The sequence below is a fragment of the Streptomyces sp. NPDC033136 genome (assembly GCF_055578235.1).
Genome location: NZ_JBVIPD010000017.1, coordinates 1 through 22,155 on the forward strand (window position 1 = coordinate 1; position 22,155 = coordinate 22,155).

The 22,155-nt window shown below is 72.0% G+C and carries 21 protein-coding genes and 1 pseudogene; 14 read left to right on the forward strand and 8 right to left on the reverse strand.

Going from position 1 to position 22,155, the window contains the following annotated elements; translation table 11 throughout:
• Positions 1–263 precede the first annotated feature (263 nt).
• Complete coding sequence (locus tag ACZ5TL_RS27175) at positions 264–1,238, reverse strand: DeoR/GlpR family DNA-binding transcription regulator (protein WP_468593016.1); 975 nt, start codon at positions 1,236–1,238, stop codon at positions 264–266.
• A 165-nt stretch (positions 1,239–1,403) separates the two neighbouring features.
• Positions 1,404–2,852 carry an NAD(P)H-quinone dehydrogenase gene (locus ACZ5TL_RS27180; RefSeq protein ID WP_468593017.1) on the reverse strand — a complete coding sequence of 483 codons (1,449 nt, stop codon included), beginning with the start codon at positions 2,850–2,852 and terminating at the stop codon, positions 1,404–1,406.
• Positions 2,853–2,947: 95 nt separating this feature from the next.
• Here ACZ5TL_RS27180 and ACZ5TL_RS27185 point away from each other — a divergent pair, with 95 nt between their 5' ends.
• From ACZ5TL_RS27185 to ACZ5TL_RS27195, 3 genes are all read left to right on the forward strand, one after another.
• On the forward strand, positions 2,948–3,385 hold the full coding sequence (locus tag ACZ5TL_RS27185) for a gamma-glutamylcyclotransferase family protein (RefSeq protein WP_468593018.1): 438 nt from the start codon (positions 2,948–2,950) through the stop codon (positions 3,383–3,385).
• 108 nt (positions 3,386–3,493) lie between these two features.
• The gene (locus tag ACZ5TL_RS27190) at positions 3,494–4,318 is read left to right on the forward strand and encodes a purine-nucleoside phosphorylase (protein ID WP_468593019.1); all 825 of its coding nucleotides are present in this window, start codon (positions 3,494–3,496) and stop codon (positions 4,316–4,318) included.
• Positions 4,319–4,798: 480 nt separating this feature from the next.
• Positions 4,799–6,430 carry a phospho-sugar mutase gene (locus tag ACZ5TL_RS27195; RefSeq protein ID WP_468593020.1) on the forward strand — a complete coding sequence of 544 codons (1,632 nt, stop codon included), beginning with the start codon at positions 4,799–4,801 and terminating at the stop codon, positions 6,428–6,430.
• 147 nt (positions 6,431–6,577) lie between these two features.
• Here ACZ5TL_RS27195 and ACZ5TL_RS27200 read toward each other — a convergent pair whose 3' ends face one another.
• Positions 6,578–7,282, reverse strand: coding sequence for a PH domain-containing protein (locus ACZ5TL_RS27200; protein WP_468593021.1), 705 nt, complete (start codon positions 7,280–7,282; stop codon positions 6,578–6,580).
• Between the two features lie 165 nt (positions 7,283–7,447).
• Between ACZ5TL_RS27200 and deoC the strand changes: the two genes are divergently transcribed.
• From deoC to ACZ5TL_RS27215, 3 genes are read left to right on the forward strand one after another with little or no spacing between them, the layout of a single operon-like run.
• Positions 7,448–8,410 (forward strand): deoxyribose-phosphate aldolase, encoded by a 963-nt coding sequence (deoC, locus tag ACZ5TL_RS27205; RefSeq protein WP_468593022.1) that lies wholly within the window; start codon positions 7,448–7,450, stop codon positions 8,408–8,410.
• A gap of 5 nt (positions 8,411–8,415) precedes the next feature.
• On the forward strand, positions 8,416–9,852 hold the full coding sequence (locus ACZ5TL_RS27210) for an aldehyde dehydrogenase family protein (RefSeq protein ID WP_468593023.1): 1,437 nt from the start codon (positions 8,416–8,418) through the stop codon (positions 9,850–9,852).
• Complete coding sequence (locus ACZ5TL_RS27215) at positions 9,845–10,732, forward strand: aldehyde dehydrogenase family protein (RefSeq protein ID WP_468593024.1); 888 nt, start codon at positions 9,845–9,847, stop codon at positions 10,730–10,732. The genes ACZ5TL_RS27210 and ACZ5TL_RS27215 overlap by 8 nt, the downstream gene beginning before the upstream one ends.
• An 85-nt stretch (positions 10,733–10,817) precedes the next feature.
• On the opposite strand, the pseudogene ACZ5TL_RS27220 reads toward ACZ5TL_RS27215, so the two are convergent.
• A pseudogene (locus tag ACZ5TL_RS27220) lies at positions 10,818–11,220 on the reverse strand (hypothetical protein).
• Between the two features lie 124 nt (positions 11,221–11,344).
• Between ACZ5TL_RS27220 and ACZ5TL_RS27225 the strand changes: the two are divergent.
• Positions 11,345–11,980, forward strand: a complete 636-nt coding sequence (locus tag ACZ5TL_RS27225; RefSeq protein WP_468593026.1) for a uridine kinase family protein — start codon at positions 11,345–11,347, stop codon at positions 11,978–11,980.
• A gap of 204 nt (positions 11,981–12,184) precedes the next feature.
• On the opposite strand, the gene ACZ5TL_RS27230 is transcribed toward ACZ5TL_RS27225, so the two are convergent.
• On the reverse strand, positions 12,185–12,976 hold the full coding sequence (locus tag ACZ5TL_RS27230; RefSeq protein WP_468593027.1) for a SigE family RNA polymerase sigma factor: 792 nt from the start codon (positions 12,974–12,976) through the stop codon (positions 12,185–12,187).
• Positions 12,977–13,214: 238 nt separating this feature from the next.
• On the opposite strand from ACZ5TL_RS27230, the gene afsQ1 reads away from it, so the two are divergent.
• The 5 genes from afsQ1 to ACZ5TL_RS27255 all read left to right on the forward strand — a co-directional run bounded on the left by afsQ1 (position 13,215) and on the right by ACZ5TL_RS27255 (position 17,066).
• The gene (gene afsQ1, locus ACZ5TL_RS27235) at positions 13,215–13,892 is read left to right on the forward strand and encodes a two-component system response regulator AfsQ1 (protein ID WP_158101933.1); all 678 of its coding nucleotides are present in this window, start codon (positions 13,215–13,217) and stop codon (positions 13,890–13,892) included.
• Positions 13,889–15,493: an ATP-binding protein gene (locus ACZ5TL_RS27240; RefSeq protein WP_468593028.1), complete on the forward strand. Its 1,605-nt coding sequence runs from the start codon at positions 13,889–13,891 to the stop codon at positions 15,491–15,493. Before afsQ1 ends, ACZ5TL_RS27240 begins: the two co-directional genes overlap by 4 nt.
• Positions 15,493–16,110, forward strand: a complete 618-nt coding sequence (locus tag ACZ5TL_RS27245; RefSeq protein ID WP_468593029.1) for a hypothetical protein — start codon at positions 15,493–15,495, stop codon at positions 16,108–16,110. Before ACZ5TL_RS27240 ends, ACZ5TL_RS27245 begins: the two co-directional genes overlap by 1 nt.
• Positions 16,111–16,205: 95 nt before the next feature.
• Positions 16,206–16,790: a VanZ family protein gene (locus ACZ5TL_RS27250; RefSeq protein ID WP_468593030.1), complete on the forward strand. Its 585-nt coding sequence runs from the start codon at positions 16,206–16,208 to the stop codon at positions 16,788–16,790.
• A gap of 63 nt (positions 16,791–16,853) precedes the next feature.
• Complete coding sequence (locus tag ACZ5TL_RS27255; RefSeq protein ID WP_468593031.1) at positions 16,854–17,066, forward strand: PspC domain-containing protein; 213 nt, start codon at positions 16,854–16,856, stop codon at positions 17,064–17,066.
• Between the two features lie 105 nt (positions 17,067–17,171).
• On the opposite strand, the gene ACZ5TL_RS27260 is transcribed toward ACZ5TL_RS27255, so the two are convergent.
• Together ACZ5TL_RS27260 and ACZ5TL_RS27265 are read right to left on the reverse strand one after the other, a co-directional pair.
• A complete protein-coding gene (locus ACZ5TL_RS27260) occupies positions 17,172–17,525 on the reverse strand; it encodes an ATP-binding protein (protein ID WP_468593033.1) in 354 nt (117 codons plus the stop codon).
• A 139-nt stretch (positions 17,526–17,664) separates the two neighbouring features.
• Positions 17,665–18,822, reverse strand: a complete 1,158-nt coding sequence (locus ACZ5TL_RS27265; protein ID WP_468593034.1) for an adenosine deaminase — start codon at positions 18,820–18,822, stop codon at positions 17,665–17,667.
• 123 nt (positions 18,823–18,945) lie between these two features.
• Between ACZ5TL_RS27265 and ACZ5TL_RS27270 the strand changes: the two genes are divergently transcribed.
• The gene (locus ACZ5TL_RS27270; RefSeq protein ID WP_468593036.1) at positions 18,946–19,704 is read left to right on the forward strand and encodes an alpha/beta hydrolase; all 759 of its coding nucleotides are present in this window, start codon (positions 18,946–18,948) and stop codon (positions 19,702–19,704) included.
• A gap of 73 nt (positions 19,705–19,777) precedes the next feature.
• On the opposite strand, the gene ACZ5TL_RS27275 is transcribed toward ACZ5TL_RS27270, so the two are convergent.
• A complete protein-coding gene (locus ACZ5TL_RS27275) occupies positions 19,778–20,737 on the reverse strand; it encodes a LysR family transcriptional regulator (RefSeq protein ID WP_468593037.1) in 960 nt (319 codons plus the stop codon).
• Positions 20,738–20,800: 63 nt separating this feature from the next.
• On the opposite strand from ACZ5TL_RS27275, the gene ACZ5TL_RS27280 reads away from it, so the two are divergent.
• Positions 20,801–22,072 (forward strand): MFS transporter, encoded by a 1,272-nt coding sequence (locus ACZ5TL_RS27280; protein ID WP_468593039.1) that lies wholly within the window; start codon positions 20,801–20,803, stop codon positions 22,070–22,072.
• The last annotated feature ends 83 nt before the right edge of the window (positions 22,073–22,155 follow it).

Here is a 22,155-nt window from a genome sequence, read left to right on the forward strand (position 1 = left end):
GGGGGGAGATGGGTGTGTTGGGAACGTCAGGCGCGGCGATCGGAGAGAAAAAGGACGGAGGCGGAGGTCCGGACGAACCAACGTTGGAGGCGCGCCCCCGGCTCGGGCCCCCGCCGTGGCTATTGCCGAGCTGCGGGCAGTCGTGCCGCTGGGGCGGCCCGGGTGGGCGCAGCGGGGCACCGCTGCGCCGGGTTGCGCCACCCGGCTCCGGCAACGATGCCGAAGCACCTGGCAATGCACAGCGCCTCACCCACCACCGACGCTCAACGCCGCCGCAGATCCGCCACCCGCGCCCGCTCCGCCCCGGCCCCTTGATCCCCCAGCATCGCCGTGGACCGCAACCCGCCTCCACCCCCCGGCGCCTGCCGCCGCGGCCCGGGCAACGGCACATCCCGGCGCTGCTGACGCGCCGGGACGGCATCACCCCCGGGGCCTGCCGGCCCCGCGGAACCCCCCTGCCCCCCGGCCACGGCGATCTGCACGCCCTGGTCGGCCAGTGCCTGGAGCTCCGTGGCCGCACGGTCGTCGTGGGCGGGCGGCTCGTCCGTCACGAGGCGGGTGATGAGGTCCGTCGGCACGGTCTGGAACATGGTGTCCGTCCCGAGCTTGGTGTGGTCCGCGAGGACCACGACCTCCGCGGCCGCCTGCACCAGCGCCCGGTCGACGGACGCCGACAGCATGTTGGACGTGGACAGCCCCCGCTCGGCGGTCAGCCCGCTCCCGGACAGGAACGCCCGCGACACCCGCAGCCCGTGCAGAGACTGCTCCGCACCACTGCCGACCAGCGCGTAGTTCGAGCCGCGGAGCGTACCGCCGGTCATCACGACCTCCACCCGGTTGGCATGGGCCAAGGCCTGGGCGACCAGCAGTGAGTTGGTGACGACGGTCAGTCCGGGCACCCGGGCGAGCCGGCGGGCCAGCTCCTGGGTCGTCGTACCCGCCCCGACCACGATCGCCTCCCCCTCTTCCACGAGATTCGCGGCGAGGTCGGCGATGGCGGTCTTCTCGGCGGTCGCGAGATGAGACTTCTGCGGAAAGCCGGACTCCCGCGTGAAACCGCCCGGCAGTACCGCACCGCCGTGCCGGCGGTCGAGGAGTCCTTCTGCCTCCAGCGCGCGCACGTCCCGCCGTACGGTCACTTCGGAGGTCTGGACGACGCGGGCGAGCTCACGGAGCGACACGGCCCCGTTCGCTCGCACCATTTCGAGGATCAATTGGCGACGTTCTGCAGCGAACACGAAACTGACAGTAACGCCAGCGACCGTCTGCTTTCAGCAGTTTGCGCTGAATAGCAGAAGATGTGCGTACGGAGCAGCGGGAAGTGATATAGGGCCTAGTCCCGCCGCCTATGCCGCACGCATGACCGAACACTCCCCGTGACCAGCGAGGAGTCGGTTTCGGTCTCAGCCCTCGCCCTCCGCCTTGCGGGTGTGCAACTGCCGTGCCACCTCCGCGATCGAGCCCGACAGGGAGGGGTAGACGGTGAAGGCGTTCGCGATCTGTTCGACCGTCAGGTTGTTGTCGACCGCGATCGAGATGGGGTGGATCAGTTCCGAGGCGCGCGGCGCCACGACGACACCGCCGACCACGATCCCGGTCCCCGGACGGCAGAAGAGCTTGACGAAGCCGTCGCGGATGCCCTGCATCTTGGCGCGCGGGTTGCGCAGCAGCGGCAGTTTCACGACCCGGGCGTCGATCTTCCCGGCGTCGACATCGGCCTGGGTGTAGCCGACGGTCGCGATCTCCGGGTCGGTGAAGACGTTCGACGAGACGGTCTTGAGGTTCAGCGGGGCCACGGCGTCGCCCAGGAAGTGGTACATGGCGATCCGTCCCTGCATGGCGGCCACGGACGCCAGGGCGAACACCCCGGTCACGTCACCGGCGGCGTACACGCCCGGAGCGGTCGTACGCGACACCTTGTCGGTCCAGATGTGACCGGACTCGCGCAGCCGGACCCCGGCGTCCTCCAGCCCCATGCCGGCGCTGTTGGGCACGGCACCGACGGCCATGAGGCAGTGCGACCCGGTGATGACCCGCCCGTCGGAGAGGGTCACCTCGACCCGGTCCCCGACCCGCTTGACGGACTGCGCCCGGGTACGCCCCATCACGTTCATGCCGCGCCGCCGGAAGACGTCCTCCAGCACGACGGCCGCGTCCGGGTCCTCACCCGGCAGCACCCGGTCGCGCGACGACACGAGCGTCACCTTCGACCCCAGCGCCTGATAGGCACCGGCGAACTCGGCGCCGGTCACACCCGACCCGACCACGATCAGTTCCTCGGGGAGCTCGTCGAGGTCGTACACCTGGGTCCAGTTCAGGATCCGCTCACCGTCGGGCAGCGCGTCGGGCAGCTCCCGAGGGTGCCCGCCGGTGGCGATGAGCACCGCGTCCGCCGTCAGGGTCTCCTCGCTGCCGTCGGCGGCGCGCACCACGACCTTGCGTGACCCGTCGAGCGCCTGCATGCCCTCCAGCCGCCCGCGCCCGCGCAGGACACGCGCCCCGGCACGTGTCACGGAGGCCGTGATGTCGTGCGACTGGGCGAGCGCGAGCCGCTTCACCCGCCGGTTGACCTTGCCCAGGTCGACGCCCACCACACGGGCGGCCTGCTCCAGGTGCGGGGTGTCGTCGGCGACGATGATGCCCAGCTCCTCGTAGGAGGAGTCGAAGGTGGTCATCACCTCGGCCGTGGCGATCAGGGTCTTGGACGGGACGCAGTCGGTGAGCACCGACGCCCCGCCCAGACCGTCGCTGTCGACGACGGTCACCTCCGCACCGAGTTGGGCGGCCACCAGCGCCGCTTCGTATCCGCCGGGTCCGCCACCGATGATCACGATCCGAGTCACGTACTCCATTGTCCCGCACCCCTCACCGTGGCACCGCGCCGGGGCCCGCCCGATGCGGCTCCGTTACGCGAGTGACGCCGGACGACCTGCCGTACCCTTCCCCCATGTCGCTCTACGCCGCGTACGCCGGCAACCTCGACGCGCGGCTGATGTCCCGCCGCGCCCCGCACTCGCCGCTGCGCGCCACCGGCTGGCTGAACGGATGGCGACTGACCTTCGGCGGCGAGCACATGGGCTGGGAGGGCGCACTGCCGACGATCGTGGAGGACCCGCTCTCCCAGGTCTTCGTCTCCCTGTACGACATCGCCCCGATGGACGAGGAGTCGCTGGACCGCTGGGAGGGCGTGGGCCTCGACATCTACCGCCGGACACGCGTACGGGTCCACACCCTGGACGGTGAAGAGCCGGCCTGGGCCTTCACCCTGAACGCGTACGAGGGCGGCCTGCCCTCCGCCCGCTACCTCGGCGAGATCGCCGACGCGGCCGAGTCGGCCGGCGCCCCCCACGACTACGTCATGGAACTCCGCAAGCGCCCCTGCTGACGCCCGGCCTCCGGGCGCCCTCTTCGTCGGAAACGACAAGACAACGATCGCCACCCCGTGAGCTCCGCCATCTACGCGCGTAGGCAATCAGCGGTTACCCTCATCGGCGTGAACGCATCTCTTCTTCCGGACGACATCCAGGGCGACCCCCGCGCGGCCGCCGACGCCGCCGCGGCCCGCCTGCGCGAACTCACGGGCGCCGAGACCCACGACGTCGCCCTCGTGATGGGCTCCGGCTGGGCCCCGGCCGTGGACGCCCTGGGCGCCCCCGAGGCCGAGCTCCAGGTCACCGAACTGCCCGGTTTCCCGCCGCCGGCGGTCGAGGGCCACGGAGGCAAGATCCGCTCGTACCGGATCGGCGACAAGCGCGCCCTGGTCTTCCTCGGCCGCACGCACTACTACGAGGGCCGCGGTGTGGCAGCGGTCGCCCACGGCGTCCGTACGGCCGTGTCGGCCGGCTGCAAGACCGTCGTCCTGACCAACGGCTGCGGCGGCCTGCGCGAGGGCATGCGCCCCGGCCAGCCGGTCCTGATCAGCGACCACATCAACCTCACCGCCACCTCCCCCATCATCGGCGCCAACTTCGTCGACCTCACCGACCTCTACTCGCCGCGCCTGCGCGCCCTGTGCAAGGAGGTCGACCCCACGCTGGAGGAGGGCGTCTACGCCCAGTTCCCCGGCCCGCACTACGAGACTCCGGCCGAGATCCGCATGGCCCGCGTCATCGGGGCGGACCTGGTGGGCATGTCGACGGTCCTCGAGGCGATCGCCGCGCGCGAGGCGGGCGCCGAGGTGCTCGGCATCTCCCTCGTCACGAACCTGGCCGCGGGCATGACGGGCGAGCCCCTGAACCACGAAGAGGTTCTTCAGGCGGGCCGCGACTCCGCGACCCGCATGGGTTCCCTCCTGACGCAGGTCCTCGGCCGCCTCTGAGCAACCCAGGCGCCCCGGACGCCGCGCCACCCGGCGGAGCCCACCGCGCCCCCTCCAGCTACGCGGACCCGGCGGTCCTCCGCAGCTGAGCGGGGCCACGACACGCCCGCACCCGCCGGACGACGCAACCGGACGACGCAAGGGGACGCCGATCGCAGCGGGGCGGGGCCACGAAGCGCCCGCACCCGCCGGAGGACACAAGGGGACGTCGTCCACAGCTGGGCGGGACCCGACGCGCCCGCACCCGCGTACGGCGAGAAGGGGACGTGTCGGGGGGTGTCCGCCCGCAGCGGTCGGCGCGTCAACGGACAGCGAGTCGGTGTCCGACCCCATCGCGCCGTTCCGAGGACGGACACCCCCCGACACGTCCCCGACCCACCACCCGGCGTCACGCGCTACGCGCACCCCACCCCACCCGCGCAGGCCGCCGCAGGCACCCGCACCCGCACCCCACCACCAACGGAGAGGCTGACACCGACCGTGCACGACGAACTCATCGCACAGGCCCAGGCGTGGCTCACCGAGGACCCCGACCCGGACACCCGCACCGAGCTCGCCCACCTCATCGACGCGCAGGACTACACGGAACTCGCCGCTCGCTTCAGCGGCACGCTCCAGTTCGGCACCGCCGGTCTCCGGGGCGAACTCGGCGCCGGCCCCATGCGCATGAACCGCACGGTCGTCATCCGCGCCGCCGCCGGCCTCGCCGCGTACCTCAGGAAGCAGGGCCATCACGACGGCCTGGTCGTGATCGGCTACGACGCCCGCCACAAGTCGGAGGACTTCGCCCGCGACACCGCCGCCGTCATGACCGGCGCCGGCCTCCGCGCGGCCGTGCTCCCCCGCCCCCTCCCCACCCCCGTCCTCGCCTTCGCGATAAGGCACCTCGGCGCGGTCGCCGGCGTGGAGGTCACCGCCAGCCACAACCCGCCCCGCGACAACGGCTACAAGGTGTACCTCGGCGACGGCTCCCAGATCGTTCCCCCGGCGGACCTCGACATCGCGGCGGAGATCGCCGCCGTCCCGTCCCTCACCACCGTCCGGCGCCCCACCGAAGGCTGGGACACCCTCGACGAGAGCGTCCTCGACGCCTACCTCGCCCGCACGGACGCCGTCCTGGCCACGGACTCCCCCCGCACCGCCCGCACGGTGTACACGGCGATGCACGGCGTCGGCAAGGACGTCCTCCTCGCCGCCTTCGCCCGCGCCGGCTTCCCGGAACCGGCCCTCGTCACGGAGCAGGCCGACCCCGACCCGGACTTCCCGACCGTCGCGTTCCCCAACCCGGAGGAGCCGGGCGCGATGGACCTGGCGTTCGCGAAGGCCCGCGAGACCGCCCCGGACCTGATCATCGCCAACGACCCGGACGCGGACCGCTGCGCCGTCGCCGTGCCGGACGGCACCGACTGGCGGATGCTCCGCGGCGACGAGGTCGGCGCCCTGCTCGCCGCCCACCTGGTCCGCCGCGGCGCGACCGGCGTCTTCGCGGAGTCGATCGTCTCGTCGTCCCTCCTCGGCCGTATCGCCGCGAAGGCGGGCCTCCCCCACGTGGAGACCCTCACCGGCTTCAAGTGGATCGCCCGTGTCGAGGGCCTGCGCTACGGCTACGAGGAGGCCCTCGGCTACTGCGTGGACCCCGACGGCGTACGCGACAAGGACGGCATCACGGCCGCGCTCCTGATCACGGAACTGGCCTCGCAGCTCAAGGAGGAGGGCCGCACCCTGCCCGACCTCCTCGACGACCTGGCGGTGGAGCACGGCCTGCACGCGACGGACCAGCTGTCGGTCCGCGTGGAGGACCTCTCGCTCATCGCGGCCGCGATGACCCGCCTGCGCGAGCAGCCCCCGACCGAACTCGCCGGCCTGCGCATCACCCGCACCGACGACCTCACCCGGGGCACGGACGACCTCCCGCCCACGGACGGCCTGCGCTACACCCTCGACGGGGCCCGGGTGATCGTCCGCCCGAGCGGCACGGAGCCGAAGCTGAAGTGCTACCTGGAGGTCGTGATCCCGGTCGCGACCCGCGCGGACCTCCCCGAGGCCCGCGCGAAGGCGACGGACCTCCTGGAGGCGGTCAAGCGCGACCTGTCGACGGCGGCAGGCATCTGAGAAATCCCCCCGCCCCCCCCCACGACCAGGAACTCTTCCGGGCAGCCTCGCACCGCTGCCACTGCCGCCGCGTCCCCCGAGGCGCCCGGAAGAGCCCCCGGCCGGACACCCGAGGTTCTCGCAGACCGCACCCGGCGGACGCCCCCGTCACCCCACCGACAGCAGAATCAGCACCAGCACTGCCCCGGCGACCGACGGCCCCACGATCTCGTAGGCCCACCGCACGGTCACCTCACCCCGCGCCGACTCCGCCTGGTGCCGTGCCTCGTGCAGCCTCAGCAGCTCGTCCATGATCCGGTCGGTCTCCGCCCGCACGGGGCCGTCGGACATGGCACCGGCGCCCAGGCCGGCCCCCAGCCCCGCACCCGTCCCGAGCGCACTGCCGCGGCCCTCGTCCCGCCCCATCTGCCGCCGTGCCTGCGCCGTCGCCCGCATCTCGCGCCGCGCGGCCCTCTTGCGGGCGCGCAGCGAGACGGGCACCGCCCACAGCTGGTACTTCGCGCCGGACTCGGTGAGGACCTCGTTGGAGTACGCGGACCTCAGCGCGGCGACCTGGCCCCAGGGCACCACGACGACGCGGAAGGGGTTGCGGATCCTCAGCCGGTCTTCGCCCGCGAACACGGCGGGCCGCAGCGTGAAGGCGACGACCAGCGGGACGACGAGGAGGAGCACGGCGAGCGTCATCCACGGCGTGCGCCCCACGCCCGAGACCACCGCGTCGATGCCGAGCCACCCGGCGATGGCCAGCAGCATCACGCCACCGGCGATGGCCGGAACCGACCGGTAGACCCGGTCCTTGGACTGGGGGTCCTCGGGCTGCGGCGCGGGCGACTGGGACTCGGGGCTCGTCATGCCTCGATTCTGCCGGACCCGCATGTCACGGGCGCCCCGCCCCCTCTCCCTCTCGTCCCTCCGTCCCTCACCCCACGGCGAAACCGCCGCGGGCCGCCGAAGAACCTCAAGGCGACCGGGGGGCTGTACAGCCGCTACGCGCGTAGATATGCTCGTCTGGTGACCATGCCCAGTTCTGCACTCACCGCAGCTCACCCCCTCAAGGACGTCACCTCGTCCGACAGCGCGCTGCGCCGCTTCCTCCACGGGCTTCCCGGAGTCGACGCGGTCGGGCTCGAGGGGCGTGCGGCCTCCCTCGGCACCCGTTCGATCAAGACGACCGCGAAGGCGTACGCGATCGACCTCGCCATCTCGATGGTCGACCTGACGACGCTGGAAGGCGCGGACACCCCGGGCAAGGTCCGGGCGCTCGGCGCGAAGGCGGCCCGTCCCGACCCGACCGACCGTACGACGCCCAGCACGGCCGCGGTCTGCGTCTACCCCGACATGGTGGCCGTGGCCAAGGAGGCCGTCGCCGGCAGCGGCGTGAAGGTCGCCTCGGTGGCCACGGCGTTCCCGGCCGGCCGCGCCTCGCTCGACGTCAAGCTGACCGACGTCCGGGAGGCCGTCGCCGCGGGCGCCGACGAGATCGACATGGTCATCGACCGCGGGGCGTTCCTCGCGGGCCGGTACATGAAGGTGTACGACGAGATCACCGCCGTGAAGGAGGCCTGCGGCACCTCGGCGCGCCTGAAGGTCATCTTCGAGACGGGCGAGCTCTCGACATACGACAACATCCGCCGCGCGAGCTGGCTCGGGATGCTGGCGGGCGCGGACTTCATCAAGACCTCCACCGGAAAGGTCGCGGTCAACGCGACCCCGGCGAACACGCTGCTGATGCTGGAGGCGGTGCGCGACTTCCGGGCGCAGACCGGCATCCAGGTCGGCGTGAAGCCGGCCGGCGGCATCCGCACGTCCAAGGACGCCATCAAGTTCCTGGTGCTGGTCAACGAGACGGCGGGCGAGGACTGGCTGGACAACCACTGGTTCCGCTTCGGCGCCTCCTCCCTGCTGAACGACCTGCTGATGCAGCGCCAGAAACTGGCCACCGGCCGCTACTCCGGTCCCGACTACGTGACGGTGGACTGATCACCATGGCTTCGGTATTCGCATACGCCCCGGCCCCCGAGTCGCGCGCGATCGTCGACATCGCGCCCTCGTACGGCCTGTTCATCGACGGCGACTTCACGGAGGCGGCCGACGGCCGGGTCTTCAAGACGGTCTCGCCCGCGACCGAGGAGGTCCTCTCCGAGATCGCCCAGGCCGGTTCCGAGGACGTCGACCGCGCGGTGAAGGCCGCGCGCAGGGCGTTCGAGAAGTGGTCGGCGCTGCCCGGCTCGGAGCGCGCCAAGTACCTGTTCCGCATCGCGCGGATCATCCAGGAGCGCTCCCGCGAGCTCGCCGTCCTCGAAACCCTCGACAACGGCAAACCGATCAAGGAGACCCGCGACGCGGACCTCCCCCTGGTCGCGGCGCACTTCTTCTACTACGCGGGCTGGGCCGACAAGCTCGGCCACGCCGGCTTCGGCGCGGACCCGCGGCCGCTCGGCGTGGCCGGCCAGGTCATCCCCTGGAACTTCCCGCTGCTGATGCTGGCGTGGAAGATCGCCCCGGCGCTCGCGACCGGCAACACGGTCGTGCTGAAGCCGGCCGAGACCACCCCGCTGTCGGCGCTGTTCTTCGCGGACATCTGCCGCCAGGCGGGCCTGCCCAAGGGTGTCGTCAACATCCTCCCGGGCTACGGCGACGCGGGCGCGGCGCTGGTCGCCCACCCGGACGTCGACAAGGTCGCCTTCACCGGCTCCACCGCCGTCGGCAAGGAGATCGCCCGCACGGTCGCCGGGACGCGCAAGAAGGTCACGCTCGAACTGGGCGGCAAGGGCGCCAACATCGTCTTCGACGACGCCCCCGTCGACCAGGCCGTCGAGGGCATCGTCAACGGCATCTTCTTCAACCAGGGCCAGGTCTGCTGCGCCGGCAGCCGCCTGCTGGTCCAGGAGTCGATCCAGGAGGAGCTCCTGGAGTCCCTGAAGCGCCGGCTGTCCACGCTGCGCCTCGGCGACCCGCTGGACAAGAACACCGACATCGGCGCGATCAACTCCGCGGAGCAGCTCACGCGCATCACCTCGCTGGTCGAGCAGGGCGAGGCGGAGGGCGCCGAGCGCTGGTCCCCGGCGTGCGAACTGCCGGAGAGCGGCTACTGGTTCGCGCCCACGCTGTTCACGAACGTCACCCAGGCGCACACCGTCGCCCGGGACGAGATCTTCGGCCCGGTGCTGTCGGTGCTGACCTTCCGCACGCCGGACGAGGCGGTCGCCAAGGCCAACAACACGCCGTACGGCCTGTCCGCCGGTATCTGGACGGAGAAGGGCTCCCGCATCCTGGCGGTGGCGAACAAGCTCCGCGCGGGCGTGGTCTGGTCCAACACGTTCAACAAGTTCGACCCGACCTCGCCGTTCGGCGGTTACAAGGAGTCGGGCTTCGGCCGCGAGGGCGGCCGCCACGGCCTGGAGGCGTACCTCGATGTCTGACGCGCGACTGAGTGTCCTCAAGACCTACAAGCTGTACGTGGGAGGCAAGTTCCCGCGTTCCGAGAGCGGCCGGGTGTACGAGGTGACCGACTCCAAGGGCAACTGGCTGGCGAACGCGCCCCTGTCCTCCCGCAAGGACGCCCGGGACGCCGTGGTCGCCGCCCGCAAGGCGTTCGGCGGCTGGTCCGGGGCGACGGCGTACAACCGCGGCCAGGTCCTCTACCGCGTCGCCGAGATGCTGGAGGGCCGCCGCGGCCAGTTCACGCGCGAGGTGGCCGACGCCGAGGGTCTGTCGAAGTCCAGGGCCGCGGCGGTCGTGGACGCGACGATCGACCGCTGGGTCTGGTACGCGGGCTGGACCGACAAGATCGCCCAGGTGACCGGCGGCGGGAACCCGGTCGCGGGCCCCTTCTTCAACCTGTCCTCCCCCGAGCCGACGGGCGTGGTCGCGGTGCTGGCGCCCCAGGAGTCGTCCTTCCTGGGGCTGGTGTCGGCGCTGGCCCCGGTGATCGCCACCGGCAACACGGCCATCGTGGTGGCGAGCGAGCAGTCCCCGCTCCCCGCCCTGTCCCTGGCCGAGGTCCTGGCCACCTCGGACGTCCCCGGCGGCGTGGTCAACGTCCTCTCGGGCCGCACGGCGGAGATCGCGACCCCGCTCGCCGCCCACCAGGACGTCAACGCGATCGACCTCGCGGGCGCCGACGAGACCCTGGCGAAGGAACTGGAGATCGCGGCGGCCGACAACCTCAAGCGCGTCCTGCGTCCACAGCCTGTGGATTACACGGAGACGCCCGGCATCGACCGCATGACGGCGTTCCTGGAGACGAAGACGGTCTGGCACCCGACGGGTTCGCTGGGCGCCTCGGGCTCCTCTTACTAGCCGCCTCTCATGCACGGAAGCCCCGGCCCTCCTCCGTCCGGGAGGGCCGGGGCTTCTCTCCTGCGCGCCTGTCACCCTGGCGGGCCTACCGCGACAGCAGCCCCGCAGCCTGCCCCACCACCGGAATGCTCGCCATCGACTGCGCCTGCGCCACCGGGCCCGTCAGCGCCTGGGACGTCACCGGCTTGAAGTCTGCGAGCTGGGTGCCGACGCCGTTGTCGAGCGGGTCGACTCCCGTGCCGGGCGAGCGGGTTGGGCTTGAGGCCGGCGACCGGGCCGGTGACATAGCCGACGGTGCCGGTCGCGGCCTGGAGGCCGGACTGGGGGTCGATCTTGCCGAGGGAGGTGGGCCGGGTGTTGCCCCCCAGGACGGACTGCGTGTCCGCCACCGCCGTCGCCGTGCCCGCGCCCAGGGCCGCCCCCGCGGTCGCGAGGACGGCCAGGGCACGCCGGGCGGCCGGCTTCTCGGGAGAGTCGTGTCGGGCCATCGCTGCCACCTTCTGACGCACTGGGTAATCGATTCGACACGAAGGGCAGTTGAGGTGTGACGCGCGCATCAAAGGCGACCCGCGGGGTCTACGGCCCACTGTGGATGCCTCACACTGGTGTCCCGTGAGTTCCCCTCTGCCCATCCCCACGCGAGTCGTGCTGCTCTGCGGCCCCTCCGGCTCCGGCAAGTCCCTCCTCGCGGCCCGCTCCGGCCTCCCGGTGCTGCGGCTCGACGACTTCTACAAGGAGGGCGCCGATCCGACACTGCCCCTGGTGGCGGGGAGCTCCGACATCGACTGGGACCATCCCGGCTCCTGGGACGCGGACGCGGCCGTCGCGGCGATCACCGAGCTGTGCCGCACGGGCCGTACGGATGTTCCCGTCTACGACATCGCGCTGAGCGCCCGTACCGGCGCGGAGACGGTCGAGACCGGGCGGACGCCGCTGTTCATCGCGGAGGGCATCTTCGCCGCGGAGATCGTCACGCGCTGCCGGGAACTCGGCGTCCTGGCCGACGCGCTGTGCCTGAGCCGCGGCCCGGTGAGGACGTTCCGGCGCCGCTTCCTGCGGGATCTGCGGGAGGGCCGCAAGTCGGTGCCCTTCCTGCTGCGCCGCGGCTGGCGCCTGATGCGGCTGGAGCGCACCATCGTCGCCCGTCAGACGGCACTGGGCGCGCACGCCTGCGACCGTGACGAGGCGATGGGCCGGCTGGCGGCCGCGGCGGCGGGCCGGTGCGCGAGTCTGCGTACGGCGGCCTGAGCGGCGAGGCGCCGGCGAGACACCGGAAGAAGGCGGCACAAGAGAAAGCGGGACTGGACGGACCCCCCGGCCCTCCAGTCCCGCTTCCGTGCTTCCCCCGTGGTGCTCCCCCGTGTCCCCCACCTTCCTGCGGAGACGCCCCCCAGCGTCTCCGCAGTTCCCCCGTGGCCCCCGTGGGCCCCCTTGTGGTGCTTCCCCCAGCCTTCAGGCGACGAGCTCGCCGAAGGCGTCCTCCTCGTCACGGCCGAAGCTGAGGACCTCGTCCTCGCGCAGCCGGCGGAGCGACCGCCAGATGCTGGACTTCACCGTGCCGACACTGATGTCGAGGATGTCCGCGATCTCCGGGTCCGTGCGGCCCTCGTAGTAGCGCAGGACCAGCATGGTGCGCTGGAGTTCGGGCAGCCGGGCCAGCGCCTGCCACAGGACCGCGCGCAGCTCGGTGCCGCGCATCGCGTCCGTGTCGCCGGGCGTCTCCGGCAGTTCCTCGGTCGGGTACTCGTTGAGCTTGCGGCGCCGCCAGGCGCTGATGTGCAGGTTGGTCATGGTGCGGCGGAGGTATCCGCCGACCGCCGCCTTGTCACTGATCCGCTCCCACGCCCGGTAGGTCGAGAACAGAGCGCTCTGCAGCAGGTCCTCGGCCTCGAAGCGGTCGCCGGTGAGGTGGTAGGCGGTTGCGTACAGGGAGGCGCGGCGCTCCTGGACGTAGGCGGTGAACTCCGCCTCCGCCAGCGAGCGGCGCTCCCCCGGGTCCTCCCTGTACGCGGCTCCCCCGTGAGCCGCCCCCGTCCCCTTGTTCTCCCCCGTGTGTGCGTCAACCACCGTCATGAACCCGGTGTGCTGACGCCCGGTGCCCCGAGCGCACCCCCGCCCTCCCCCACGCTCGAATCCGCTCGCGCGGGAGGGGCCCCCATCGGCACCGGACTTCTCGGCACCCCGGTTCACGTCGTGCAGGCGCGTGATCACTGCGCTGGTGCTGATGCCGTGCAGCGTGTTCATCTCGCGCCCCCCGTCGTGGACTTCCGGTGTGCGGCCCGCCGTTGGGGGCGGGCTTCCTTGCCTGTGCCGAAAAGCTTGGCGCCGCACTTTCATGGCCGTGTCCGCCGACTGTCACAGACCTGTCACAGGGGCCGGGCCCAGCGGGAACACGGGTCCTTCACAGCGGCCGGCGGTACCGGCGCCACTGTCTCGGACCCACCGGTCGAACCCCGACCCCTCCATGGGCCAGAATGAGCCCGTGCCTTCCCTGTTGCTGATCGAGGACGACGACGCCATCCGGACGGCCCTGGAGCTCTCACTGACGCGCCAGGGTCACCGCGTGGCGACCGCTGCCAGTGGTGAGGACGGTCTGAAGCTGCTGCGCGAGCAGCGCCCGGATCTGATCGTGCTGGACGTGATGCTGCCCGGCATCGACGGGTTCGAGGTGTGCCGTCGCATCCGGCGCACGGACCAGTTGCCGATCATCCTGCTGACCGCGCGCAACGACGACATCGACGTGGTGGTCGGGCTGGAGTCCGGCGCCGACGACTACGTCGTCAAACCGGTGCAGGGGCGCGTGCTCGACGCCCGGATCCGGGCCGTGCTGCGGCGCGGCGAGCGGGAGTCCAACGACGCGGCGACGTTCGGCAGCCTCGTCATCGACCGCTCGGCGATGACCGTGACGAAGAACGGCGAGGACCTCCAGCTGACGCCGACCGAGCTGCGGCTGCTGCTGGAGCTGAGCCGGCGGCCGGGGCAGGCGCTGTCCCGGCAGCAGCTGCTGCGGCTGGTGTGGGAGCACGACTACCTGGGCGACTCGCGGCTGGTGGACGCCTGCGTCCAGCGGCTGCGCGCCAAGGTCGAGGACGTGCCGTCGTCCCCGACGCTGATCCGTACCGTGCGGGGTGTCGGCTACCGGCTGGACCCGCCTCAGTGACACAGCGGCACCAAGGGGGGGACCGCGGCTGGACCGCGGCGCGCAAAGGATTTCTGTCGCGGCTGCGCTTCACCAGCCTGCGGCTGAGGCTGGTCGTCGTCTTCGGCCTGGTGGCCCTGACGGCGGCCGTGTCCGCGTCCGGCATCGCGTACTGGCTCAACCGCGAGGCCGTGCTCACCCGTACCCAGGACGCCGTGCTGCGGGACTTCGAGCAGGAGATGCAGAACCGGGCGGCCTCGCTGCCCGAGCGTCCGACGCAGGACGAACTGCAGCACACCGCGGGCCAGATGGCGGGCAGCGACCAGCGCTTCAGCGTGCTGCTCGTCGCCCGGAACCCCGACGGCAGGACCGTCTACGGCAGCTCCGGCGGGCTGAGCGGCTTCTCGCTGCGGGACGTGCCGGTCTCGCTGCGTACGGCGGTGAACAAGGCGCAGAAGGCCGACGGGGCCGACCAGCACCCGTACCACCTGTACTGGCAGCGGATCATCGACGACGACACCCCGTACCTGGTGGCGGGCACGCGGGTGACCGGCGGCGGACCGACCGGGTACATGCTCAAGTCGCTGGAGCCGGAGGCCAAGGACCTCAACTCGCTGGCCTGGTCGCTGGGCATCGCCACCGGGCTCGCGCTGATCGGCTCGGCGCTGCTCGCGCAGGCCGCGGCGACGACCGTGCTGAAGCCGGTGCAGCGGCTCGGGGCGGCGGCGCTGCGGCTCGGCGAGGGCAAACTGGACACCCGGCTCAGGGTGTCGGGCACCGACGAACTCGCCGATCTGTCAAGGACGTTCAACAAGGCGGCCGAGGCGCTGGAGAAACGGGTCGCCGACATGGCCGCGCGGGACGAGGCGTCCCGGCGGTTCGTGGCGGACATGAGCCATGAGCTGCGGACGCCGCTCACCGCGATCACCGCCGTGACGGAGGTGCTCGAGGAGGAGCTGGAGGCGGAGACCGGCAGCATGGACCCGATGATCGAGCCGGCCGTACGGCTGGTGGTCAGCGAGACGCGGCGGCTGAACGACCTGGTCGGGAACCTGATGGAGGTCACCCGCTTCGACGCGGGCACGGCCCGGCTCGTGCTGGACGACGTCGACATCGCCGACCAGATCACCGCGTGCATCGACACCCGCGCCTGGCTGGACGCGGTCGAGCTGAACGCCGAGCGCGGCATCCACGCCCGGCTGGACCCGCGCCGCCTGGACGTCATCCTGGCCAACCTCATCGGCAACGCGCTCAAGCACGGCGGCTCGCCGGTGCGGGTGTCGGTCCGCGAGGAGGACGACTCGCTCGTCATCGAGGTGCAGGACCACGGGCCCGGCATCCCCGAGGACGTCCTGCCGCACGTCTTCGACCGCTTCTACAAGGCCAGCGCCTCCCGGCCGCGCTCGGAGGGCAGCGGCCTGGGCCTGTCCATCGCCCTGGAGAACGCCCACATCCACGGTGGTGAGATCACCGCGGCCAACTCGCCCGACTCGGGCGCGGTGTTCACCCTGCGGATACCGCGCCACACGTTCGAACCCGGGGAACAGCCCGCCGAGGGCGAGCGGAAGCCCGCCGCCGACACCGGCCGGGGCCAGGGCGAGGACTCGAAGGAGGACGCCTGATGACCGCACGTCTCGTGTCCTGGGCCCGGATCGGTGCCGTGTCCGTACTCGCCCTCCTGCTGACCGGCTGCGGCATACGGGCCACCGAGGTGCCGACGAACTTCGGGCCGGCGCCGTCGCGGGTGCGGTGTTCCCTCGCCGAGCCGGATGTGCCGACGCAGGCCGCCCGGGGGCTGCCGGTGCAGGTGTTCCTGCTGTGCGGGTCCTCGCTGGTGACCGTCGACCGGACCGTGCGGGTGCCGGACGGCGCGGCCGACTCCGAGCGGCGGATGCTGGTGGCGCAGGGGCTGCTGGACCAGCTCGCCACACCGCCGTCGCCCGCCGAGAAGGAGGCCGGCTACAGCACGGACGTCCGCGCGGGCATCACCGTGGGCGGGCCCCGGCCCGGCGACCCGGAGGACACCCTGCGGCTGAGCGCGGCACCGGACAGCCTCACCTCGTACGCCCTCGCGCAGGTCGTCTGCACCTTCTCCGACTTCGCGGCCGGCCAGGGCGACGGTTCCGTGGTGCTCGGCGGCCCCGGCGCCGACTCGCCGCGCCGCTACGCGTGCACGGACGAGGTGCGGGCCCGCCCGGGCAGCAAGGAACCGCCCTCCAAGGACCCGGCCGGGGAGTGATCGGGCCGGGATCCGCCGGGCTGTGGCGCATGCCTCACCGGCGGACCGGTGCCCCTCGCGGAACCGATCCCGCCGGAGGCCGCGTCTAGGGGGGCGTGCAGCGTCAAGGCTCCATCGGCGGCAGCGCCGCGTTCCGCATCCGGGTGACAGGAGGTGTCCTCCTCGTCGCACACCTCGCGTTCGTCGCCTGGTACACGCTGCGGCCGCTGGACGTGCCCTGGGTGATGCCCGCCAATCTGCGGCCCTTCGCCGGCATCCGGACCGATCTCGCCCTGGGCTGGTACGAGGCCGCCCGTCACATCGGCGAGAAGCTGGCGCTGCTCGCCCCACTGGGCGTGCTGCTGCCGATGGCGAGCGGCAGACTGGCCGGCTCGCCGCTGGCGTCCCTGCTGCGCACCGTCGCGGCCGGTGCGCTGCTTTCGATGGGCATCGAACTGCTGCAGACCGGTGTTCCCGGCCAGGTCGTCGACGTCGACTCGCTGTTCCTGAACACCGCGGGCGTGGCCCTCGCGCATCTCGTGCTCGTCCCGGCCGGCCGCTCCTGGCTGCGCCGCCGCACCGCCGGCCTGTCCCTCGCGCCCCTGCCCGCGGAGGAACAGCCGCCTCAGGGTCGGACCCCGACGATTCCCAGGGTCGGGATCGCCCCATGGAGCGACGCTTTACCCCCTTCGTCTCCGTAGCGTGGAGTGCAGATGGGGTACTCGGACCGGAGACCTCACACACCGACGTTGAAGGAGTCGCACATGTCCCGCCTCGCCCGCCCCACCAACGGCCGCATGATCGGCGGAGTGTGCGCCGCGCTGGCACGGCGCTTCGGCACCTCCGCGACGACGATGCGGGTGATCTTCCTGGTCTCGTGCCTGCTGCCCGGTCCGCAGTTCCTGCTCTACATCGCGCTGTGGATCCTGCTGCCCTCGGAGGACAAGGTGCAGAACAACGCGCAGACGGCCTGGTAGCGCCGACGCGCGTGAACGCCGACGGGGCGCACCCTGTGTCCAGGGTGCGCCCCGTCGGCGTGTGGTGTCCGCCCTCGGCGGGAGGGGTCAGCCTCGGCGGGAGGATCAGCCGACCGGAACGCCGTTCACCGGCAGGCCGTGCGTGGGCAGGCCCTGCACCGGGAGCCCGCCGAGCAGCTTGGCGGCCGGGCCGGTCGGGCCCTCGGCGAGCAGCTGCTCGGCGACCGGATGGGCGCCGGCGAGACCGGCACCGGCCGCCGTCTGCTCCTGGCCCAGCGCCTCACCCGAGCCCGGCAGCGTCTGGGAGAGCTGCTCCGCCGGGAGAGCCTGAGTGACGGTCTCCGGCGTCTGGGCGGTGTCCGGGAGGGCCGGGGCGGCGTTGGCGGCGCCCGCACCGGCGGCGGCGAAGGCGGCACCGAGAGCGGCGACACCGAGGGACTTGGCAGCAGACTGCTTCATGAAATGCGTCCTCGAAATGGGGTGAGGGGGTGTGAGCGGTCCAGCGACCGTAAACACCCCGCGCCACCCGCCGCAAACATCGAAATGCGGACGGATTGTGAACGCCGCCCGCATTCGCTGTCTTCCGATACCCCCCAGGTCACCCTTCCGAGGGCGAAGAATCGCTGGTGGAGGCGGTTTGCCGGAACAGCCATTCGGATTTCAGCTCGGCATAACCGGGCTTGATCACGTCATTGATCATGGCCAGTCGTTCATCGAAAGGAATGAACGCTGATTTCATCGCATTGACGGAGAACCACTGCATGTCGTCGAGCGTGTAACCGAACGCCTCGACAAGGTGCTCGAATTCCCGGCTCATGCTGGTGTGCGACATCAGACGATTGTCCGTGTTGACCGTGGCACGGAAATGCAGCCGGCGCAGCAGCCCGATGGGGTGCTCGGCGTACGAGGACGCCGCCCCGGTCTGGAGGTTGGAGCTCGGGCACAGCTCCAGCGGGATGCGCTTGTCCCGGACGTAGGAGGCGAGCCGCCCGAGTTCGACCCGGCCGTCCTCGTGGACCTGGATGTCGTCGATGATCCGCACCCCGTGCCCGAGCCGGTCGGCGCCGCACCACTGGAGGGCCTGCCAGATGGAGGGCAGCCCGAAGGCCTCGCCGGCGTGGATGGTGAAGTGGTTGTTCTCGCGCTTGAGGTACTCGAAGGCGTCCAGGTGCCGGGTGGGCGGGTAGCCGGCCTCGGCCCCGGCGATGTCGAACCCCACCACTCCCAGGTCGCGGTGACGGTTGGCGAGTTCGGCGATCTCCAGGGCGCGGGCCGCGTGCCGCATGGCGGTGAGCAGGGCGCCGACGCGGATGCGCAGGCCCTTCTCGCGGGCGCGCCGCTCCCCTTCCCGGAAGCCCTCGTTGACGGCCTCGACGACCTCTTCGAGGCTCAGCCCGCCCTCCAGGTGCTGCTCGGGTGCGTAGCGCACCTCGGCGTAGACGACACCGTCCTCGGCGAGGTCCTCGGCGCACTCGGCGGCGACCCGCACCAGGGCGTCACGGGTCTGCATGACGCCGACGGTGTGGGAGAACGTCTCCAGGTACCGCTCCAGGGAACCGGAGTCGGCGGCCTCGCGGAACCAGAGGCCGAGTTTCTCCGGGTCGGTCTCGGGGAGCTGGGAACAGCCGCTCTCGCGGGCGAGTTCGACGATCGTGGCGGGGCGCAGGCCGCCGTCGAGGTGATCGTGCAGCAGAACCTTGGGCGCCCGGCGGATCTGGTCCGGTGTCGGGGTGTTCGCGATGGTCTGGCTCGTCATTTCCGCACTCTAACTCCTACGCGCGTAGATGGCGCGGGCTCGGATGCTTCACGTTTCCGTCGATACGTAACGGTGACCCCGACGACGGGGCGAGTACACCCACCCTTCTGACACTGTTCTGTCATGGCACACCAAGCGACGCCGGTTCCCAGGGCCCGGCTGGGCAGGACACTCGGTCCGGAGCCGACATCGGTGAGCGGCGTGGTGCTGCTGCTCCCCGGCGGTGACGAGGTCTCCGGTCGCAGACCCTCTCCCGTGCTGGCGACCGCCTCCGTACGCGCCCTCGGACGCCGCCTGACCCGCGCCGGCCGCGAGGAGGGGCTCGCCACGCACGTGGTGCACTACCGCTGCCGCGGGTGGAACGGCACCGAGGCGAATCTCGCCCGGGACGCGACCTGGGCGGCGGACGAGGCCGTACGACGTTACGGGGACGTGCCCGTCTGTCTCGTGGGTCTCGGCATGGGCGCCCGGGCCGGGTTGCGGGCGGGTGGCCACGAGGCCGTCAACTCCGTGCTCGCGCTTGCTCCCTGGCTGCCGGAGGAGGACGCCGCGGCGCCACCCGAACCGGTGAAACAGCTGGTGGGCCGGCAGGTGCTGATCGTGCACGGCACGAACGACGGGCGGACGGATCCCGAGCTGTCGTTCCGGCTGGCGGTGCGGGCGAAGAAAGCGAACCGCGAGGTGTGCCGGTTCGAAGTGCACGCGGACGGGCACGGGTTGACCCAGTACCGGGACGAAGTGCTGGCGCTGGCCGAGGACTTCGTGATGGGGGCGCTGTTCGGACGGGCCATGTCCCGGCCCGTTCGGGACGCGTTCGCCGCGCCGCCGCCGCTGGGGCTGCGGATGCCGCTCGCGGCCGGGTTCAGTCCTTCGAGGCGGTAGCGCCGTGGAGGTGCCTGCCCCCTCGCCCGTGCGGGTCGTTCGTGGCTTGCCGCGCCCTTCCCCGCGCCCCTGACTAGGGCAGCAGACTGCCCCTCCTCGAGAGCAGGAACCTCTTGAAGGCCGCCACCGGGGGTGTGTCCGGGTGGCCTTCCAGCCAGGCCACCCCGATCTCGCGGGCCGCCCGGGGGGCCGTGACCGTCAGTTCCACCACCCCCGGGCGCGGGACCGCCGGCGGGGGCAGGAGGGCCACGCCCAGGCCCGCCGCCACCAGGCCGCGCAGGGTTTCCGCCTCCTCCCCCTCGAAGGCGATGCGGGGCTTGAACCCGGCCTCCTTGCAGAGGTCGTCGGTGATGCGGCGCAGGCCGTAGCCGGGTTCCAGGGTGACGAAGGTTTCGTCGGCGGCCTCGGCGAGACGGATACGGCGGCGCCCGGCGAGGGAGTGGTCGGCGGGGACGACCAGACGGAGCTTCTGCTCGTCGAGGCGGCGCGCCACCAGGTCGGGGGCGTCCGGGACCGGCGACGTCAGGCACAGGTCGAGTTCACCGGCCCGCAGCCGTTCCAGCATGGCCTCGCCGTAGTTCTGGACGAGGCTGAAGCGGACGCGAGGGTGGTCGGCGCGGAAGGCGTGGAGGAGGCCGGGGACCGTCTCGGCGCCCATGGTGTGCAGGAAGCCGAAGGCGACCTTGCCGCTGGTGGGGTCGGCGTCGGCGCGTACCTCCTCGGCGGCGCGCTCGACCTCGGCCAGGGCCCGCTCGACGGAGGTGAGGAAGGTGCGGCCGGCCGGGGTGAGGGAGACCGTGCGGCCGCGGCGGGCGAACAGGTCGACGCCCAGGTCCTGCTCCAGACGGGCCATCGACCTCGAGAGCGTCGACTGGGGGACGTTCATCTCCTGGGCGGCACGGGTGACGTGCTCGGTACGGGCGACGCCGGCGAAGTACGCGAGGCGGGGCGCCAGCACCTTCGACATCTCCGCCATGTCTTCTGTGTCACTGGACGGTGACAGGCGAGGCCGTGAACTCGGTTGATGCACCATGGGAACGATTATGGCCGTTCCGTGCATTGGACGGATCAGTGGAGGCGTCCGTACGTTCGAGGCATGTCTCCCGCCAGTACCGGGGCGTCCACGATCGTGGGCGCCGATGCCTCTGTCCCTGCCACCGACTCACGTGTGTCCCCGGGCGGGCCCGGCTACCGCCGGATGAGCTTCGCCCTCTTCCTCGCGGGTGTGGCGACCTTCGCGCTGCTGTACTCGACCCAGGCGCTGCTCCCGCTCATCTCCGGTGAGTTCGGGGTGACGGCGAGCGACGCGAGCTGGACGGTGGCCGCCGCGACGGGCGGGCTGGCGCTGTTCGTGCTGCCGATGAGCGCCCTGTCCGAGCGCTTCGGACGGCGTACGGTCATGACGGCCTCGCTGGCCGTGGCGGTGACCGTCGGTGTGCTGGTGCCCCTCGCCCCCTCCCTCGGTGTCCTGGTCGCGCTGCGGGCCCTCCAGGGCGCGGCCCTGGCCGGGCTGCCGGCGTCGGCCACCGCGTACCTCGCCGAGGAGGTCAGCCCGAAGGCCCTGATCACCGCGATCGGGCTGTTCGTCGCGGGCAACAGCGTCGGCGGGATGAGCGGCCGGGTCATCACCGGCTGGGTCGCGCAGGAGTGGGGCTGGCGGATCGCCGTCGGCGTGATCGGCGCGCTCGCCGTGGCCTGCGCGGTGGCCTTCCGGCTGCTGCTGCCCGCCCCGAAGAACTTCAAGGCCGGTTCGCTGCGGCCGCGCGTCCTGGCCCGGACGGTCCGCGACCACCTGTCCAACCCGCTGCTGTGCCGGCTGTACGCCATCGGCGCGCTGTTCATGACGGTGTTCGGCGGTGTGTACACGGTCATCGGCTACCGGCTGACCGAGGCCCCGTTCTCGCTGCCGCAGGGCATCATCGGCTCGATCTTCCTCGTGTACCTCGTCGGTACGGTGTCGGCGTCCACGGCCGGACGCCTGGTGGGCCGGCTGGGCCGCCGGGGCGCGCTGTACGCGGGCGCCGGCACGACGGCGGCGGGTCTGCTGCTGTCCCTGGCGGGCTCGCTCCCGCTGGTCCTGCTGGGCCTGGTCCTCATCACGGCGGGCTTCTTCGCGGGCCACGCGGTGGCCTCCTCGGCGGTCAGCAAGACGGCCTCCCACGGCCGCGCCCAGGCGTCCGCGCTGTACCAGTCGGCGTACTACGTCGGCTCCAGCGCGGGCAGCACCGTCGGCGCCCTCGCCTTCCACGCGGGCGGCTGGGCCGGGACGGTCGGGATCGGTCTGCTCGCCGTGCTGGGCGTCGTGACGATCACGGTGTTCGGGACCCGGGCGGCACGGACGCAGCGACGCCTGACGACGGCTGCCTGAATCTCGAAGCCGGACTGTTCCCCCTGGTCGGGGCCGGTTGTCAGAGGGTGCGGATAACGTCCGCGTCCGCTGACCACCGGACC